The following is a 17,450-nucleotide window of genomic DNA, read 5'->3' on the forward strand; positions in this document are numbered from 1 at the left end:
GAGGTGCGGTCAGTGGAGCGAGGGGATGCGGCCGTCTCGGATGACGCACACGGGGGCAGGCCGGTCGACGACGACCTGCGCGAGCGATTCACCGTGGAACTCGAGCCGAGTCGGGTGGTCGGCGCCCGACCAGTCGGCAAGCTCGGGGATGCCGATCAGGCGTCCCCCGGCGGTCGATCCGAGTCGATAGCAGCGTTCGAGCTGGTCGTCGGTCATGGCGCCGGTACGGTAGGCGAGCAGGTGCACCCGGTCGACCATGCTGCCGGTGCCGAATGGCGACCATGTATCGCGTACGCCATCGGATCCGACTGCCACCTGCACGCCATGCCGCTCAAGAAGCTCGAGGTCGGGCACGGGGTCATCGCCGAGGGCGCAGGTGGTGATCCACATACCGGCCTCGGCGACCCGGTCGAGCGTGTGCGGCAGGCTCTCGGCCGAGGCATCCGCCAGTGCGAAGGCATGACTCACGGTGACGCGGCCGTGCATGCCGGCCGCGATCGTGCGCGCCGCGATCTCGCGGATCTCGGCGAGGCCGGGCTCGCCGCCGTCGTGCAGGTGGATGTCGAGGTCGCGACCCGCCCGCTCGGCGAGGCGGAAGACCGCGTCGAGGTGTCCGTCGACGTCGCCCTCGAGTCCGAGCGGGTCGATCCCGCCGACGAGATCGGCGCCCGCGTCGAGGGCCGCCGCCATGACGTCGAGCGTGCCGGGGTTCGTGAGCAGCCCGAACTGGGGGAAGGCGACGATCTGAACCGTGAGCCAAGGGGCGAGCCGCTCAGCCGCCGCGCGAACGCCCTCGACGTTCGCGGTGCCCAACTCGCTCGAGACGTCGACATGGGCCCGCATTGCGAGCGTGCCGTTCGCGAGTGCCGTGCTGAGCACGGCGTGGGCGCGGTCCTCGACACTTCGTGTGGACGCGCGTTGGGCTGCGAGGTCGTTGGCGATGAACTCGGACAACGACCCGGCGCGGCGACGCGACATCCACGGCCCGCCCCAGCTCGACTTGTCGGGGTGGATATGCGCGTCGACGAGCGCCGGAGCGACGACGACGCCGTCTCGGCGGATTCCCCCTGCGACGGGGACGACGGGGAGGGGGGCGACCGTGAGGGTCGGGTCTGCCATGGGACGGACTCCTTTGTCGAACGTGTCGGGCACCGGTGGCCAGATTTGTCAGATGTTATGATAACCATACTTTCGAGCTGGAAGAGAATGGATCCCGTGGAACCCATCCAACGCAAGTCGCTCGTCGACACCGTGGTCGACCGCCTGCACTCCGAGATCACGTCCGGGGCCTGGCCCATCGGCACCCGAATCCCGACCGAGGCCGAACTCACCGAGCGCCTCGGCGTCAGCCGCCCTTCGGTCCGCGAGGCGGTGCGCTCGATCGTGCAGCTCGGCCTGCTCGAGACGCGTCAGGGCGATGGCACCTACGTCGTCGCGAGCGACGCCACCGAGGTGGCCTTGCGCCGCACCCTCGGCGGGGCCGACGCCCGGGAGGTTCTCGCCGTGCGGCGTGCACTCGACGTGCTCGCCGCCCGCGAGGCGGCGCTGCATCGCACCGACGACGACCTCGCCGCGCTTCAGGAGGAACTCCTCCTCCGGCGGCAGGCGATCCGGCGCAACGCCGTCGACGCGTTCGCGAACCACGATGTCGCGTTCCACGTCGGCGTCGCCGCCGCATCGCACAATCGGCTCCTCGTCGGCATCTACGCGAGCTTCGACGGGTCGCTCCGGCAGTCCGTCGCGCACAACTCCTGCCTGTCGAACAACGCCGACCCGAGCACCGTCGACCTGCACGAGGCACTCCTGCACGCGATCAGAGCGCGCGACGTCGACGCCGCCACCGCCGCGGCACTCGGCGTGCTCGACCAGACCGAGCAGTCGCTGCATGACTGACCGGGGCGTCGGCATCGGCGCTCCGCTCCTCGCCGGCGTGCTCGTCGTCGGCATCGGCCTCTCGGTGCGATCGCCGATCACGAGCGTCTCGGCCCTGCTGCCCGAGATCGACGCGGCGTACGACTACGGCGCGGCGGGGCTTGCGATGCTGAGCGCGGTCCCGGTGCTGCTGTTCGGGCTCGCCGCACCCCTGGCGCCCATTCTCGGGCGCCGACTCGGGGTCGATCGTGCTGCAGCCGTGCTCGTCTCGACGCTCGCCGTCGCGCTGCTGCTCCGTCCGCTCGGTGCAGCAGCGCTCATCGCGGGCACCGTGGTCGTCGGCGCGAGCATCTCCCTGCTCGGCGTCCTCACGCCGCAGCTCGTCCGCACTCACCTCGAGCGCAGGCAGGGCCTGTGGTCGGGGATGTACACCGCTGCGTTCGGCGCCAGCGCCGCGCTCGGAGCCGGGCTGGCTGTACCGGTGTTCGATGCCGTCGGCGGTGATGCGGCCACGGCCCTGCTCGTGTGGGCGATCCCGATCTCGGTCGTCGCGGCGTTCGCGCTCGTCGTCTCCCGACGGCTCGGCGCTGCCGCGTATGTCCCCGACGCTCGGCCGGCCGACACGCGCGACGGGTCCATCCTGCGCGCGCCGAGAGTCTGGTCGGTCACCGGCTTCTTCGGATGCCAGGCGCTCATCTACTTCGCCCTGACCGCCTGGCTGCCGACGATCGCCGTCGACCGGGGCCTCGATCCTGCCGCGGGCGGGCTCCTGCTCGCCTGGCTCAGCCTTGCCGGCATCCCCGCTGCGCTCCTCGCGCCCGCCATCGCGGCCCGATACAGCAGCCAGTCGACCATGACCGCGGTGGTCTCCCTGCTCTCGGCCGCGGGCATCGCCGGCCTCGCGTTCGCGCCGGTGTCAACGGCGGTCGCCTTCGTCGCCGTGCTCGGCGTCGCACAGAGCGCCGCTTTCGGCCTCGCCGTCGGGCTCATCGTGCAGAGGGCGCCGAGCACGGCCCGAACCGCGTCGTTCTCAGCCGTCGCTCAGGGCATCGGGTACAGCGTCGCCGCCCTGGGCCCGCTGGGTCTCGGAGTGCTCGCCAACGCCGGCGTCGGCTGGACTGCGCTTCTCGCAAGCCTCTTGGGCGTCGTCGCCGTCCAGTTCGCCTTCGGGCTGCGCGCGGGGCGCCCGTTGCCGAAGCCTTCGGTGTCGACCCGAACGGGAGAGGTCGTCACGCGCTGACTCGAAGTCCCGGCGGACCCACGGGCGCAGTCGTCAACCGTGCGAGCTGACGACGTCGGCACCCGCCGCCTCGAGCCACCGCAGCGGATCCGCCACGGCGGCTGTGCTCGCAGGCCTTTGCGAGCGAGATCATCGGCTCCGTCGTGCAGCCACCTCCCGCGGCCAGGTTCTGCTTCGCTCAGAGCGCCCGCAGCAGCTGGTCCGCCTGAGCGACGCCCGAGGTGTACGACGACGACACCGAACTCGTGCGCATGCCCGCCCAGTACAGGACACCGCCGACCGTCGCGGCCATGTCGGCCGCGCTGCCCCCGCTGCCGTACGGCCCCCAGGAGTATGGCTCGTTGGCCCAGTCGGTCATCACGGCATTGTGGTATCTCAGGCCCTGGTCGCCCGCGGCCCTGCGCACGACCTCCAGCACCGCCTGGTATTTCTGCTCGAGCGGGAGCGCATGGAGCTCCCGTGCGGCAGCGCCGGTCTCCCATCCGACGATCACCTGGCCCTTGTATCGGGGGGAGGCGATCGACGCGTTCCAGAGCGTGGTCGGGAAGTGATCCATCGATTCGGCATAACCCCAGTTGTCGGTGCCGTTCGGCGTGAACACCTTGTCCTTGAACTCGAGCACGCACTTGAAGATGTTGCTGTACGTGAACGCGTCGAAGGCGGCCCACTTGGCGGCGGGCAGGCCGGGGGTGAAGGCGATGTCGCGATGCTTCATGACCCCGGCAGGGACGGCGAAGACCACCCTGCGCCCGAACATCGTGCCCTTCGAGGTGAGGAGTTCGACACCGTTGGCGGTGTAGTCGACCTCCTCGACCACCGTCCGAAGCATGATCGGCACGTCGGCCGCGATGAAGCGCAGCAGCTGGTCGTATCCGCCGATGATCTTGTAGTCGCCGTCGTCGTACCGCGAATCGTTCGGATCGAGGATCTCCGGCGCCGGTGCCTGCTCGGGGTGCAACGTATACCGGATGCAGTCCCTCAAGGGCGCGGCCACGCGGGAGGCGGACGTGTTGTACAGGGGCTCACTGTCGTCCGTCAGCTCGTAGATGAGGCCGCTCGGCGTGTTCGCCGCGGTCACCCCGAGTCGCAGCAGGTACGCGTCCGCCTTCTCGCCGGGCAGTGCAGCGGGCAGCGGCAGGTTCTGCCCCGCCGGGTCGTGCGGGATGAGCGCCTCCGGCAACCCCAGCGGGAAGAGCCACGAGGTCGGAGAATCCCACTGGTGCCACTGCGACGGTGGCGAGGACGGCGGCGCATCGGCCAGACGGATGTAGTTGTTCTGGAACATCCGCATGTCGAACCCGGCCTGTTGGATCCACGGGTACGTCGATGCGTAGGGGCCGCCGTGCACGAGCTCGCCGCCGCGTTCGACCGGGATGCCCATCGACGTCCGGTCGGTGTACATTCGGCCGCCGATCCGGTCGCGGGCTTCGACGATCACCACCCGGAGATCGGGGTTCTGGTCCGTGATGCGACGCGCTGCGCCGATGCCCGCGGCCCCGGCGCCGACGACGATCACGTCCCACCTGCGCTTGTCGCCGTTGGCGTGCTTCAGCGAGGGCGTTCCGTTGCCGTGGCCGTTGCCTGGACCGATCGGCGGGCCGGCGGCGGCGAGGTTCGCGAGCCCTCCTGCGGCGGCGAGCCCGCCCATCAGGATCCCGCGACGACTGATGTTCTCCATGGTGCAACTCCTTTATTGCTGGGTGGTTGATGGGCACGACGCCGCGTTTCGGGGCGCTCGTCGCGCGACGGCATGCTCCGACGGCATGCACGGTGGCCGCGGTCCGTCCCGGTCGGACGGAGCGCGAGGGTGGGATCTGCGGGGGCGCCTAGTCGGCGCTGGAGACCTCGGGGACGCCCCATCCGTATGCGAGCTTGTGCACCTCGAGCACGAAGAACGACTCGGTCGACACGACGCCGTCGACGGCGCCGATCTTGTTCTCCAACACATCGACGATGTGCGCGACGTCGCGGCAGATCACCTCGACCATCACATCGAACTTGCCGCTCGTGATCACCACGTAGCTCGTCTCCGGCAGCGCCGAGAGCGATGCGCAGACGACCCTGGCCGTCCCGGGCCGCACCCGCACCCCGATGAGGGCGAGCCGGTCGAAGCCGATCGCCAGTGGGTTCGCGATCCCGACGACTTGGAGGACTCCCTCGTCCTCCAGCTTTTTCAGGCGATAGCGCACCGACGAGGCGGGCACGTCGAGTTCAGCAGCGAGGCTGGAGATCGGGCGCCGTCCATCCACCTGAAGCGCCGCGATGATGCGGCGGTCGAGGTGGTCAAGACCGTCGAGCTCGTTCACGGATCGAGGCTAGCGCGGATCGTCGGGGCCCGGTCGAACCAGATGCGGCACGCCGGTGCGAAGGTCGATCATGTCGGGGCCCTGCGCCGGGACGATGGCGTCGGCGTCGCTGACGACGGTTGTGTCATGGCTGGTCTCCTCTCTCAATCGGTCGGACTTGCGATGCTCCTCGAGCGCATGACGACTCGCCCCGAGGCCAATCTGACGGCCATCCTTGCGGAGTCTTGTGGAATGCGCAATCATCTGACTCAACTTCTCACAAATCAACAGCTGGGTTTCGCTCGGCGTGACGAATCATCCACTCGTCACGACGGCGGCAATCGACTTGCACCATGTACAGCAACGCTCCACCGATACGGACAGCGAGGTTCTTCATGAAGGCAATCCCCCGCGGCACCACGCCGCTCACCACTCGGATCGGCTCGATACTGCGCGCCCACGGCGAGGCCGAGCGGCGCGGCATCCCGGTCGACGAGGTGATCGGCGAAGCGGCCGAGTCGCGCGCCGAGGCATCCGGTTCGACCGAACGCGGCAGCCTGCCCCCCAGCCGGCGCGACGCCCTCAAGGTCGCGGGCATCGCCGGTGCAGGAGCGGCGCTCGCGATGGCCGCGCCGATGCCGGCCGCAGCGTCCGTGGCGAAGCCGGCACCCGCCCCGAGCGTCGCGATCGTCGGCGCCGGACTCGCCGGCACCCGCGCGGCGCACTGGCTCTGGCGCACCAAGGGCATCGCGTCGACCCTCTACGAGGGCAGCTCGCGGGCCGGCGGGCGCTGCTACAGCCTGCGCGGATTCTTCGACGAGGGCATCGTCGTCGAGCACGGCGGGGCGCTCATCAACACCGACCACAACGCGATCCGAAATCTCGCATCGAACCTCGGGCTGAGCCTCGACGTCGTGTCGGGCGGCAGCTACCTGGGCTGGGTCGACAAGTACCGCATCGACGGGGCCGACTACCCGTACGACGACGCGAACGACGACTGGGGGCAGGTGTACCAGGCGATGAAGGCCGACCTCGCCGCCGCACCGTACTGCCAGACCCACGACGTGCACACGGCCGCGGGCGTGGCGCTCGACGAGATGACGGTCGACGACTGGCTTGCGGCGAAGGTGCCGGGTGGCCTGTCGAGCCGCTTCGCGAAGCTCATGCAGTCGAACGTGATGGCCGAGTACGGCCTCGAGTCGCATGAGCAGTCGGCGCTCAACCTCGTCTACCTGCTCGGCTGGAACTCGCAGAACAGCCTCGCGCCCGTCAACGGCGCCGACGAGAAGTACCTCGTGCACGGCGGGAACGACCAGATCGTCACCCGCATGCTGGAGGAACTGCCGACGGGCACGGTCCGCTACGGTCACGAGCTCGTCGCGGTGAAGCGCAACGCGGACGGCTCGGTGCGCCTGAGCTTCAAGGTCGGCAACCAGACCATCGACAAGACGGTCGACCGGGTCATCCTCGCCCTGCCGTACACGACGCTGCGCGAGTGCGATCTCAGCCAATCGGGCTTCTCGGCCCTCACGCGGCGAGCGATCGATGAGCTGGGCCTCGGGGCGAACGCGAAGATCCACGTGCAGGTGTCGCACCGGCCGTGGGTGGAGCAGGGCTTCGGCGGGGCGGCCTACACGAACCCCTCCGGCTTCCAGTGCGGCTGGGACGACACCGCCTCCCATCCGCTGCCGGTCGGCGTATACAACTTCTTCCCCTCGGGCGACCAGGTGAAGGGGTGGTCGGGCGTACCGTTCGGCACCGCGCCGGCGCAGCAGGTGCAGGGCTACCTCGCCCAGCTCGAGCCGATCTTCCCCGGGGTCTCGGCGGCGTACTCCGGCAAGGCCTACCGCGACTTCTGGTGGGCGAACCGCTGGTCGAAGGGCGCGTACACCTGCCAGCGCCCCGGCCAGTACACGCAGCTGTTCGGCGTCGGCTCGACTCCGGAGGGCAACGTGCACTTCGCGGGCGAGCACACGAGCGTCGAGTACTTCGGCTTCCTGAACGGCGCCGTCGCGTCGGGCGAGCGCGCGGCGAAGGCGGTCGCATTGTCCTGAACGGTATCCGGGGGTTCCGTGTCGCGGGCGTTCCGAGACGCCCGACGACGACCGGCGGATGCCGAATACCGCGCTCGCCGCGTCAGTGGCTCGCGAAGACCGGCTCGAGTTCGGTGACATACGCAGCGAGCCAGGCGCGCAGGTCGGGACCGAGGTCGTCCCGCTCGGCGGCGAGCTGCACGACTGCCTTGATGTACTCCAGCTTGTCGCCAGTGTCGTACCGGCGACCACGGAACACGACGCCGTAGACGCCGCTGCTCCCGGGATCGGCCGCCATCGTCATCAGCGCGTCCGTCAGCTGGATCTCGCCGCCCCGGCAGGGCGTGGTGCCCTCGAGCACGTCGAACACCTCGGGTTTCAGCACGTACCGGCCGATGACCGCGTAGTTCGAGGGTGCCGCCTCCTTGGCCGGCTTCTCGACGAGCCCCGTGATCCGGACCACTTCGGGGTCATCGGTCGACTCGACGGCGGCGGCCCCATAGAGGTGGATCTGATCCGGGTCGACCTCCAGAAGCGCCACGATCGATGCGTCGCGCCTGGACTGCTCGACCAGCATCCGACTCAGGAGCGGGTCGCGGGCGTCGATGAGGTCGTCGCCGAGCAGGACGGCGAACGGCTCATCGCCGACGTGCATCTTCGCACGGTGCACCGCGTGCCCGAGACCCATCGGGTCGCCCTGCCGCACGTAGTGCATATCGGCGAGGCCCGTCGACTCGTTCACCGTCTCGAGCTTCGCGGTGTCGCCCTTCGCCTCGAGCGTCGCCTCGAGTTCGGCGACTCGGTCGAAGTGGTTCTCGAGGGCGTTCTTGTTCCGCCCCGTGACCATCAGGATGTCGGTCAGCCCGGCCGACACCGCTTCCTCGACGACGTACTGGATCGCCGGCTTGTCGACGACCGGCAGCATCTCCTTCGGCATCGCCTTGGTCGCGGGAAGGAACCGGGTCCCGAGTCCCGCGGCCGGGATGACGGCTTTCGTGATCCGTTCGTTCATATCGCCGTTCCGTTCTTCTCTCTCGTCTCGTGAGTGCCCGAGCGTGGAGCGTCGGGCCAGGATCAGGCCGGGCGGAAGCCGGTCGTCTCGGGCGGCGCCGCGTGACGGATCATGAGGTGGCGCGTCACCGAGTAGTCGAGCAGCGGCTCGATCGACATGTCCTTGCCGAAGCCCGAGCCCTTCACTCCGCCGTGCGGCGCCTCGGACGCGATCGGCAGGTGATCGTTGACCCAGGTGACGCCCACGTCGAGCGACTGGCTGACCCGCAGGGCGCGCGAGACATCCGAGGTCCACACCGACGACGCCAGCCCGTAGGCGCTGTCGTTCGCGAGCGCGATGCCCTCGGCCTCGCCGTCGAACGGGAGCACGACGAGCACGGGGCCGAACACTTCGCCCTGCACGATCTCCGAGGACTGGGCGGCGCCGACGAGCAGGGTCGGCGCGAAGTACGAGCCCGTGCGGTCGATCGCGTGGCCGCCAACGAGCGCCTCGGCGCCGCCGGCCACCGCCCGGGAGACGAAGCCCTCGACGCGCGAGCGGTGCGCCTTCGAGACGAGCGGCCCGATGTGCGTCTCGGGATCCATGGGATCGCCGGCGATGATCTGCGACACCGCGTCGCGCAGCGCCGAGACACCGTCGTCGTAGACCGAGCGCTCCAGGTACACGCGCGTCGCGGCCGTGCAGTCCTGGCCCGTGTTGTACGTCGCGCCGAGCGCGACTGCATGCGCCATCGCGCCCAGGTCGGCGTCCGCGAACACGATCACGGGCGCCTTGCCGCCGAGCTCGAGGTGCACCCGCTTCACGCCCTCGACCGCGCCGCGCATCACGGCCTTGCCGGTCTGGGTCGACCCCGTCACACTCACCATGTCGACCTCGCGGTGCGTGACGAGCGCCTGACCCACCTCGGCGTCGCCCGTGACGACGCTGAAGAGGCCTGCCGGGAGCCCGGACTCGACCGCCAGCTCCGCGAAGCGCAGGGTCGTCCGCGGCGTGGCCGGGGCGGGCTTCACGATGACCGCATTTCCCGCGGCGAGCGCGGGACCGGCCTTCCAGATCGCCATGATGAGCGGGAAGTTCCACGGCGTGATGCCCGCGACGACGCCGACCGGGCGGCGCGTGAGGATCGACGTGTAGCCGTTGGAGAACGATCCCGCGCCGGTGCCATCGAGGGAGCGGGCGGCGCCCGCGAAGAACCGCAGGTTGTCGATGCCGAACGGCAGCTCGCCGTCGTACGCGGTGGTCCATGGCTTGCCCGAGTCCTCGACCTCGAGCTTCGCGAGATGCTCTGCGTCCGCCTCGAGCGCGTCGGCGAGGCGGAGCAGCGCGAGCGACCGCTCCCCCGGCGTCTTCGCCGCCCACTCGGGCTGGGCGGAGCGTGCGGCGGCGGCGGCCTCGTCGACGTCGGCGACGCCCGACGAGGTGAACGCGGCGACCTCCTCCTCGGTCGCCGGATTCGTGATGACGGCGTCGTCGCCGGTGCCGGCGCGGTAGTCGCCGATGAAGGTTCCGGTGGTCATGCGATGGTCCTTTCTTGTGACGGATGCCCCATCACGACGGTCATGAGTTGAAGCCGAGCCCGAAGCCGTCGAGCGTGCGCAGCCAGAGGTTGCGCCGGCCCGCGTGCGCGTCGGCGGCGAGGATCGAGCGGCGGGTGAGCTGGATGATGGGGTTGCGGAACGGCTCAGGTGGGATGGGGAACGGCCGGCGCCGCACGATGTCGTAGCGGAGCCGTGACGTGGGCTCGCCCGCGAGCAGGTCGAGCGCGACATCCGCCGAGAACCGCGACGCGCCCACGCCGAGCCCCGTGTGCCCGACCGCATACGCCACGCGGCCGCCGAGGGCTGTGCCGTACGCGGCCGTGAAGCGGGTGGTCGAGTCGATGGGACCGGCCCAACGGTGCGTGAATCGGAGACCCTCGAGCTGCGGGAACGTCTGGAGGAAGTGCCGGGCGAGCAGTTCGTGCGAGCTGTCTCGCTGCTCGAGGCTCGCATCGACGCGACCGCCGAAGTAGTAGACGGCATCCCAGCCGCCGAACAGGATCCGCCCGTCGGCCGTGGGCCGATAGTAGTGGAACTGGTTGCCCGCGTCGGTGAGCCCCTGCCCCTCCGCCCAGCCGATCGACGCCCGCTGCGCCTCGGAGAGCGGCTCGGTCATGAGCACGTGGTCGTAGAGCGGCATGATGTAGTTCCCGAGCCGCTTGAGTGGGGCAGGGTACGCCGCGGTCGCGATCACGACGTCGCGCGCATCGACATGCCCGTGCGCGGTCGACACGCGAACCCCGGCACCGTGCCGGGCGAGCCCGGTGGCGGCGGATGCCTCGTACACGCGCACGCCGCGGCGCTCGAGCTCCGCGGCCATTCCCCACGCGAGCCGCGCCGGGTCGACGAGCACCGTGCCCGTGCGATCGCGGAGGCCGCCGAGGTAGGTCCGCGAGTGCACGTCGGCCTGCACCTCATCGCGCGACTGCAGCTCGAGCTCGATGCCGTGACGCTCGCCGAGCCGCTGCGCGTCGCGCAGGCCCGCGAGCTGCCATTCCTCGACCGCGACGGTCGTCTTGCCCGAGCGGCGCAGGTCGCAGTCGATGCCCGCCGCCTCGATCGTCGCGACGAGCTCGGCGAGGTTGCGGTCGCCCTCCTCGTGCAGGGCGCCGACCTGGTCGGGCCAGATGGCCGTGCCGTGGGTGAGCCCGTGCGTGAGCGAGCTCGCGACGAACCCGCCGTTCCGTCCCGTCGCGCCGTGGGCGACTCGCTCGGCCTCGAGCACGACGACCGAGCGACCCGGATCGCGCTCCACGGCGCGCCAAGCGGTCCAGAGGCCCGTGAACCCGGCGCCGATCACCACGAGGTCGGCCTCCACCGCGCCGTCCAGCCACGCCCGAGAGGCCGGCGCGTCGTCGCGATCCATCCAGTACGGCGTCGGCGACGCGTCGCGGAGCGCCTCGACCGCGGCATCCGTCCTCACGGTGCCCGTGCTCACACGCGCTCCCGCGCCCCGACGCGCTCGATCACGTCGGCCGCGGCGGCCACGCCGGCGCGCGAGCGGATGTCAGCGCCGACGGCGGCGATGCGCGCGCGCAGCGCAGTGTCGGCGAGCAGGCTGCGCACCGCCTCCTGCAGGTCGTCGGCGGTGAACCGGTACGTGTCGAGGCGGATGCCGAAGCCCTGCTCATCGACCCGCTGCGCGTTGTCGTACTGGTCCCAGAAGAGCGGCAGCAGGATCATCGGCTTGCCGAAATGCAGCGCCTCGGTCGTGGTGTTGTTGCCTCCGTGGGTGATGACGAGGTCGACGAGCGGCAGGATCCTCGTCTGCGGCAGGAACTCGGCGCCCCACATGTTGTCGGCGAGTTCGAACTCATCGTGCAGCGGACCCTTCGAGACGATGACGTTCAGGGGCTGATCGGCGAGCGCCGCGATGACCCGCTGCATGAGCTCGACGTCGGCCGATCCGAGCGAGCCGAGGCTGAAGTAGACGAGCGGGCGGGAGCCGTCGGTGAACGACGCGGGCAGATCGGCCGGCGGCTGCTCGGTCTCGCGCACCGAGGAGTCGAGACGGTGCCAAGTCTCGTCGAGCGGGCGTTCGGCGCGGTAGTCGAGCACCTCGGGGTAGACGTAGAGGTTCTCGTCACCGGGGTGGATGAACTCGAGGTCGGGCAGCGCGGGTGCGCCCTGCTCCTGCACCCAGGCGTCGTACGACTCCCAAAGGGCTCGATGGGTGCGCTCGTACTCGGCGCGGAACGCCGCCCAGCCCTCGCGATCGTCCTTGCCGAGACCCGAGAACACGGGCGCGATGTCGACGCCCGGCACCTCGAGCGGGTTGCAGCTCATGATGCGCACGAACGGCACGCCGGCGGTGACGAGCGCGGGGAACGCGATGACGTTGTCCTCGATGATCACGTCGGGCTGCACGCGCTCGATGATCGCCTTCAGCTGGGGCTCGCAGTATTTCGCGCCGTTGGCGAGCTCCTGCCAGATCGGCAGGGTCACCGTCTCGAGCTGCTCGGCCGTCGTCCTGCGGAACTCCGGCGAGACCGTCTTGATGTAGTCCTTCCAGAACTGGCCGGCGTCCTGCTCCACGTCCTCCTCGGGTGCCGGTGCGAGGTCGACGAGGTCCTCCTCGAAGCCGAGGGTCGTGAGCTTGCCCTGCCAGGAGCGCTCCGCGGCGAACACCACGCGGTGCCCGCGCTTGAGCAGCTCGTTGCCGATGCCGATGCAGTTGTTCGTCGGGCCGTAGGCGCTCTCGGGCATGAACAGGAAGGTGCGGGGCTCGTCGGACATGTGGGCTCCGTTCGTGTGCTTTCTTTGAATGGTGATGGAGAGAATTGGTTCCGTCAAGAGATATGTGAAGTCAGGTCATTCGGCCTAAGATTGACCAGTGATGCAGACAATCTGTCTGATCAGGATGGAGACTGATGGCCAGGCCGAAGCGGCAGGAGGAACGACGCAGCCAGCTCGTCGCGGCGGCCCAGCGGGCGATCGCGGCGCACGGACCCGAGGGGGCCCGACTGAACCGCGTGGCCGAAGAGGCGGGCCTCACGTCGGGCGCGGTGCTCTACTACTACCCCGACATCGAGGAGCTCATGTTCGAGGCGAACCGAGCCGGAATGGAGCGCTTCTACGAGGGCCGGGTGCGCATGCTCGAGCAGCTGCCCGACGACCCCGTGGTGCGTCTGCTCGCGCTGGCGAAGTCGGGCCTGCCGAGCGGCCCCGGCGACACCGAGGTGCGGCTGCTCTGCGAACTCGGCGGCTCGGCCGGCCGCAACCCGCTCATGGCCTCGCTGCTCACCACCCTCTACGACCGCCAGGTCGGCATGTACCAGGTCGTGCTCGAGCAGGGCGCCGCCCGCGGCATCTTCACGCTCTCGCAACCCTCGCTCGTGGCCGCCCGCAACCTCGTCGCCCTCGAGGACGCCTACGGCTATCGCATCATCGCGCAGCACCCGACAATCGATCACGATGCCGCTCTCGAGCTCATCGTGTCTTACGCACGGCTCGCGACGGGTCACGCGCTGACCTCCTCCTGAGCGGCGTCCGCCGTCGCAGGGTCGGCGGATGCAGTAGCGGCCGCATCGCCCGTGACGGATGCCGCGCCGGCGCCGCGCGCCACCGCTGCGGCGCGCGCGAACCGCACGCCGACGGCGTCGCCGCGGGCGACCCGGCTCGCACCGTGCACGGTCGCGAGGATCGGCGCCGTGATGCCCGGCACCTCGATCGAGATCGTGGAGGCGCCCCCGAGGAAATAGGTGTCGACGACCGTGCCGGAGAGCCCGGTCGCGGCATCCGTCGACAGCTCGACGTCTTCGGGACGCACGACCGCCGTTGCCGGGGACCCCGCCCGGAGGGCGTGCGCGGCGTCGACGACGCCGAAGCCCGGCACTTCGACGCCGGTCGCGGTCGCCGTGCCGTCGAGGAGGTTCGCCGTGCCGATGAACGAGGCGACGAACCGCGACGCCGGGTTCGCGTAGAGCTCCTGGGGGGTCGCGAGCTGCTCGAGCCGCCCGTCTCGGAGCACCGCGATGCGGTCGGCCATCGACATGGCCTCCTCCTGGTCGTGCGTGACGACGACGAAGGTGAGGCCGACCTCGTGCTGCAGGCGCTTCAGCTCGAGCTGCATCGAGGAGCGCACCTGCCGGTCCAGGGCCGAGAGCGGCTCGTCGAGGAGGAGGAGCTTCGGGCGCTTCACGATCGCGCGTGCGAGCGCGACGCGCTGTCGCTGGCCGCCCGAGAGCTGCCCGGGACGGCGCTTCGCAAGCGCGCCGAGCCCGACCACGTCCATGACCTCGGCGACCCGCGAGCGGATCTCGGCCCTGCCGACGCCGTCGGACTCCAGCCCGTAGGCGACGTTCTTCTCGACGCTCATGTGGGGGAAGAGCGCGTAGCTCTGGAACATCATGTTCACCGGGCGCTTGTGCGCGGGCATCCGCAACAGGTCCTCGCCATCGACCTCGATACGCCCCTCGGCAGGGGTCTCGAAGCCGGCGATCGAGCGCAGCAGCGTCGTCTTGCCGCAGCCCGACGGCCCGAGCAGCGCGAAGAACTCGTTGTGGGCGATGTCGAGGGAGATGCCGTGCAGGGCGACGGTGTCGCCGTAGACGGCCCGAATGCCGTCGACGCGGAGCAGAGGTGCGGTGGTCACTTCGGGGTTCCTGTCAGTCGAGTCAGTCGCTGCGCCGCGATCACCGTGACGATGCTCACGAGCAGGAGGAGGCTGGCGAGGGCGTTCACCTCGGGGGTCACTCCGAAGCGCACCATCGAGTAGATGACGATCGGCAGCGTCGGCTGCGTGGGCGCCGTCGTGAAGAACGCGATCACGAACTCGTCGATCGAGAGCGTGAAGGCGAGCAGGGCGCCGGCGACGATGCCGGGCGCGAGCTGCGGTAGCGTCACCCGCACGAAGGTGCGCACCGGGCCCGCACCGAGGTCGCGCGAGGCCTCCTCGAGGCTCGGGTCGAGGTTCGCCATGCGGGCGAGCACGATCGCCGTGACGAACGCGGTCGCGAAGACGCCGTGCGCGATGATCACCGAATGCAGGCCGAGGGTCACCGTGAGCAGCGAGAACAGCGTGAGCAGGCCGATGCCGAGGAGCAGGTCGGGCAGGATCGCCGGGGCGATCGCGAACGCCCGGATGAGGCCGCCGCGCGTATAGTGCGCGATGCCGTAGGCGAGCAGCGTGCCGAGCACCGTTGCGATCGCCGTGGCCCCGGTGGCGACGACGAGCGTGTTCACGAGCCCCTGCATGATCGCCTCGTCGGTGAACAGCTCGGGGTACCAGCGCAGCGAGAAGCCCCGCCACACGAAGAGGTTCTCCGAGTCGTTGAAGCTCATCACCACGACGATGAGGATCGGCAGGTACAGGAACACGTAGCCGAGCCAGAGCGGCACGAGGATGCCCCGGGGTTTCCGCACCGCGCGCGGGCGCGCCGTCGGGTCGAGCTCGCGCATCGCCGTCGTCGAGGGGTTCGTCACGGACGCGGTCGAGTCAGCCACGGCGCGGTCCTTCCGTGAGGCGCCGCGAGACCGCCGACTGCACGACGATGACGAGCACGAGGAAGATCGTGAGCAGGAGCGCGAGCGTGGCGCCGAACGGCCAGTCGCGCGCCTCGAAGAACTGGTCGCGCACGAGGTTGCCGATCATGATCGTCTTGCCGCCGCCGATGAGCTCGGGGATGACGAAGTTCGACATGGCGGGCACGAACACGAAGATGCACCCGGTGAGCGCGCCCGGCAGCGACAGCGGGAACGTGACCGTGCGGAACGCGCGCCACGGGGTCGCGCCGAGGTTCGTCGCCGCCTCGCGCAGCGACGGGTCGAGCTGCTGCAGCGACGCGTAGAGCGGCAGCACCATGAGCGGCAGGTACATGTAGAGCAGTCCCACGACGATCGCCTGCGGCGTGTAGAGCATGCTGATCGGGGCATCCGTGATGCCGAGCCCCTGCAGCCACTGGTTCACCCAGCCGGCGTTGTTGAGGAGCAGGATCCACGCGTAGGTGCGGATGAGGAAGTTCGTCCAGAACGGGAGCACGACCGCCACGAGCGCGACGGTGCGCCACTTCGGCGAGAGGCCCGCGATGGCGTACGCCATCGGGTAGCCGATCAGGAGGGCGAGGAGCGTCACGATGCCGGCGAGCGCGATCGACTGCAGGATGACCCCGAGGTAGAGCGGCTCGAAGAGCTTCACCCAGTTGTCGAGCGTGAACTCGAAGACGATGCCGCCGAATCGGCCGCGCTCGAAGAACGTGTAGAAGGCGAGCAGCCCGACCGGCACCGCCATGAACACGATCAGGTAGATCATGCCCGGGGCGAGGAACGGCGCGGGCGCGAGCCCCAGCCGCACGCGGCCGGCGCGTGCGGCGGGAGCGGGCCGTTGGAGCGTTTCGGTCACAGCGTCAGTTCGTCGCGAGCACTTCGGCGTTGAGGTCGACGTACTTCAGCGAGTCCTCGCCGAGGTCGACGATGGTCTCCTGCTGCATGAGCTCGTCGACCGTGATGCCGAGCGTGGGGTACGACTCGATGAGCGCGGGGTCGAGGGCATCCATCGCGGCCTTGTTCGGCACCTTGTAGAGGATGTTCTCGGCGACCCACGTCTGCACCTCGGGGTCGAGGATGTAATTGATGAAGGCCATCGCCGCCTCCTTGTTCTTCGACGACTCGAGCACCGTCATGGTGTCGACCCAGAGGTCGGCGCCCTCCTCGGGCACGACGAACTTGATCGACGGGTCCTCGGCGATGCCGTAATTGCACCAGCCGTCCCACGCCTCGACCATGGCGGCCTCGCCCGACACGAGCTTCGAGTAGAACGTCGTGTCGTCGTAGGCGAGGAGGGTCGGCTTCGTCTCGAGGAGCTGGGCCTTCGCATCCTCGAGCTCGGCATCGTCGGTCGTGTTGATCGAGTGGCCCTCGGCCTTGAGGGCCGGCATCGAGAGCCAGCGGTCGGTCGAGAGCATCGTCGTCTTGCCGACGAGCTCGGGCTTCGGGTTCAGCAGGTCGTTCCACGACGTGGGGTCGAAGCCCGTGAGGTCGGGACGGTAGCAGAGCCCGGTGGTGCCCCAGGCGTAGGGCTCGGAGTAGACGTTGCCCTCGTCGTACGCGAGCTCGAGGGCCTCGGGATACAGGTTCTTCTCGTTGGGGATGAGGCTCTTGTCGAGCTTCGCGAGGATGCCCTGCTCGCCCAGCGCCTGCGCGTACTGGCCCGAGACGAAGGCGACGTCGATGCCGGGGTCGGCGCTCGCCGTGAGCTTCGCGACGATGTCTTCATTCGTGGTGTGGTTCACGATCGTGGTCTTCACGCCGGTCGCCTCCTCGAAGCGCTCGGCGAGGTCTTCGGGCGAGTAGTCGGCCCAGATCGAGACCGTGAGCGTCTGCTCGCTGAGGTCGGCGTTCGGGTCGAGCTCCTCGGCGCCGCCTCCGCCGGAGGCACACGAGGAGAGCGCGAAGGCGAGGGCGATCGTGCCGGCTGCGGCGGCCGCGACGCGTCGCGTGGTGGGCATGGGTACCTCCTGGGACGTCGAAAAG

Annotated in this window: 16 protein-coding genes; 4 read left to right on the top strand and 12 right to left on the bottom strand. The window is 69.7% G+C overall.

What is annotated here, in order from left to right:
- Positions 1-9: 9 nt before the first annotated feature.
- A complete protein-coding gene (locus tag LQ757_RS13990) occupies positions 10-1,119 on the bottom strand; it encodes an amidohydrolase family protein (RefSeq protein ID WP_231047857.1) in 1,110 nt (369 codons plus the stop codon).
- 96 nt (positions 1,120-1,215) lie between these two features.
- Between LQ757_RS13990 and LQ757_RS13995 the strand changes: the two genes are divergently transcribed.
- Positions 1,216-1,893, top strand: a complete 678-nt coding sequence (locus tag LQ757_RS13995; RefSeq protein WP_231047858.1) for a FadR/GntR family transcriptional regulator — start codon at positions 1,216-1,218, stop codon at positions 1,891-1,893.
- Positions 1,886-3,112: an MFS transporter gene (locus LQ757_RS14000; RefSeq protein WP_231047859.1), complete on the top strand. Its 1,227-nt coding sequence runs from the start codon at positions 1,886-1,888 to the stop codon at positions 3,110-3,112. Before LQ757_RS13995 ends, LQ757_RS14000 begins: the two co-directional genes overlap by 8 nt.
- A 178-nt stretch (positions 3,113-3,290) precedes the next feature.
- Here LQ757_RS14000 and LQ757_RS14005 read toward each other — a convergent pair whose 3' ends face one another.
- From LQ757_RS14005 to LQ757_RS14015, 3 genes are all read right to left on the bottom strand, one after another.
- The gene (locus tag LQ757_RS14005) at positions 3,291-4,790 is read right to left on the bottom strand and encodes a flavin monoamine oxidase family protein (RefSeq protein ID WP_231047860.1); all 1,500 of its coding nucleotides are present in this window, start codon (positions 4,788-4,790) and stop codon (positions 3,291-3,293) included.
- A gap of 148 nt (positions 4,791-4,938) precedes the next feature.
- Positions 4,939-5,418 (bottom strand): Lrp/AsnC family transcriptional regulator, encoded by a 480-nt coding sequence (locus LQ757_RS19430; RefSeq protein WP_231047861.1) that lies wholly within the window; start codon positions 5,416-5,418, stop codon positions 4,939-4,941.
- A 9-nt stretch (positions 5,419-5,427) separates the two neighbouring features.
- Complete coding sequence (locus LQ757_RS14015; RefSeq protein WP_231047862.1) at positions 5,428-5,661, bottom strand: hypothetical protein; 234 nt, start codon at positions 5,659-5,661, stop codon at positions 5,428-5,430.
- Between the two features lie 131 nt (positions 5,662-5,792).
- Here LQ757_RS14015 and LQ757_RS14020 point away from each other — a divergent pair, with 131 nt between their 5' ends.
- Positions 5,793-7,451: a flavin monoamine oxidase family protein gene (locus LQ757_RS14020; protein ID WP_231047863.1), complete on the top strand. Its 1,659-nt coding sequence runs from the start codon at positions 5,793-5,795 to the stop codon at positions 7,449-7,451.
- An 82-nt stretch (positions 7,452-7,533) separates the two neighbouring features.
- Here LQ757_RS14020 and LQ757_RS14025 read toward each other — a convergent pair whose 3' ends face one another.
- From LQ757_RS14025 to LQ757_RS14040, 4 genes are all read right to left on the bottom strand, one after another.
- Complete coding sequence (locus LQ757_RS14025) at positions 7,534-8,442, bottom strand: UTP--glucose-1-phosphate uridylyltransferase (RefSeq protein ID WP_231047864.1); 909 nt, start codon at positions 8,440-8,442, stop codon at positions 7,534-7,536.
- A 62-nt stretch (positions 8,443-8,504) separates the two neighbouring features.
- The gene (locus LQ757_RS14030) at positions 8,505-9,959 is read right to left on the bottom strand and encodes an aminobutyraldehyde dehydrogenase (protein WP_231047865.1); all 1,455 of its coding nucleotides are present in this window, start codon (positions 9,957-9,959) and stop codon (positions 8,505-8,507) included.
- A 40-nt stretch (positions 9,960-9,999) separates the two neighbouring features.
- Entirely contained in the window at positions 10,000-11,418 is a 1,419-nt protein-coding gene (locus tag LQ757_RS14035) for an NAD(P)/FAD-dependent oxidoreductase (protein ID WP_231047866.1), read from the bottom strand.
- A complete protein-coding gene (locus LQ757_RS14040; RefSeq protein WP_231047867.1) occupies positions 11,415-12,716 on the bottom strand; it encodes a glycosyltransferase in 1,302 nt (433 codons plus the stop codon). Before LQ757_RS14040 ends, LQ757_RS14035 begins: the two co-directional genes overlap by 4 nt.
- A gap of 134 nt (positions 12,717-12,850) precedes the next feature.
- Here LQ757_RS14040 and LQ757_RS14045 point away from each other — a divergent pair, with 134 nt between their 5' ends.
- Entirely contained in the window at positions 12,851-13,462 is a 612-nt protein-coding gene (locus tag LQ757_RS14045; protein ID WP_231047868.1) for a TetR/AcrR family transcriptional regulator, read from the top strand.
- Here LQ757_RS14045 and LQ757_RS14050 read toward each other — a convergent pair.
- Genes LQ757_RS14050 through LQ757_RS14065 form a run of 4 tightly spaced genes read right to left on the bottom strand, consistent with a single transcriptional unit; the run spans position 13,441 to position 17,425 of the window.
- The gene (locus tag LQ757_RS14050; RefSeq protein ID WP_231047869.1) at positions 13,441-14,574 is read right to left on the bottom strand and encodes an ABC transporter ATP-binding protein; all 1,134 of its coding nucleotides are present in this window, start codon (positions 14,572-14,574) and stop codon (positions 13,441-13,443) included. The genes LQ757_RS14045 and LQ757_RS14050 overlap by 22 nt on opposite strands.
- On the bottom strand, positions 14,571-15,425 hold the full coding sequence (locus LQ757_RS14055) for an ABC transporter permease (protein ID WP_231047870.1): 855 nt from the start codon (positions 15,423-15,425) through the stop codon (positions 14,571-14,573). The genes LQ757_RS14050 and LQ757_RS14055 overlap by 4 nt, the downstream gene beginning before the upstream one ends.
- On the bottom strand, positions 15,418-16,320 hold the full coding sequence (locus LQ757_RS14060) for an ABC transporter permease (protein WP_231047871.1): 903 nt from the start codon (positions 16,318-16,320) through the stop codon (positions 15,418-15,420). Before LQ757_RS14060 ends, LQ757_RS14055 begins: the two co-directional genes overlap by 8 nt.
- Positions 16,321-16,324: 4 nt before the next feature.
- Positions 16,325-17,425: a polyamine ABC transporter substrate-binding protein gene (locus LQ757_RS14065; protein WP_231047872.1), complete on the bottom strand. Its 1,101-nt coding sequence runs from the start codon at positions 17,423-17,425 to the stop codon at positions 16,325-16,327.
- Between the last annotated feature and the right edge of the window lie 25 nt (positions 17,426-17,450).

It is taken from the genome of Agromyces cavernae (assembly GCF_021044935.1).
Taxonomy (GTDB): Bacteria; Actinomycetota; Actinomycetes; order Actinomycetales; family Microbacteriaceae; genus Agromyces; species Agromyces cavernae.

Excerpts from the sequence above, each read along its gene's own strand:
- LQ757_RS14005 (WP_231047860.1), bottom strand. The coding sequence starts at position 4,790 with ATGGAGAACATCAGTCGTCGCGGGATCCTGATGGGCGGGCTCGCCGCC.
- LQ757_RS14020 (WP_231047863.1), top strand. The coding sequence starts at position 5,793 with ATGAAGGCAATCCCCCGCGGCACCACGCCGCTCACCACTCGGATCGGC.
- LQ757_RS14045 (WP_231047868.1), top strand. The coding sequence starts at position 12,851 with ATGGCCAGGCCGAAGCGGCAGGAGGAACGACGCAGCCAGCTCGTCGCG.
- LQ757_RS14000 (WP_231047859.1), top strand. The coding sequence starts at position 1,886 with ATGACTGACCGGGGCGTCGGCATCGGCGCTCCGCTCCTCGCCGGCGTG.
- LQ757_RS13990 (WP_231047857.1), bottom strand. The coding sequence starts at position 1,119 with ATGGCAGACCCGACCCTCACGGTCGCCCCCCTCCCCGTCGTCCCCGTC.
- LQ757_RS14015 (WP_231047862.1), bottom strand. The coding sequence starts at position 5,661 with ATGATTGCGCATTCCACAAGACTCCGCAAGGATGGCCGTCAGATTGGC.
- LQ757_RS14065 (WP_231047872.1), bottom strand. The coding sequence starts at position 17,425 with ATGCCCACCACGCGACGCGTCGCGGCCGCCGCAGCCGGCACGATCGCC.
- LQ757_RS14025 (WP_231047864.1), bottom strand. The coding sequence starts at position 8,442 with ATGAACGAACGGATCACGAAAGCCGTCATCCCGGCCGCGGGACTCGGG.
- LQ757_RS14040 (WP_231047867.1), bottom strand. The coding sequence starts at position 12,716 with ATGTCCGACGAGCCCCGCACCTTCCTGTTCATGCCCGAGAGCGCCTAC.
- LQ757_RS14030 (WP_231047865.1), bottom strand. The coding sequence starts at position 9,959 with ATGACCACCGGAACCTTCATCGGCGACTACCGCGCCGGCACCGGCGAC.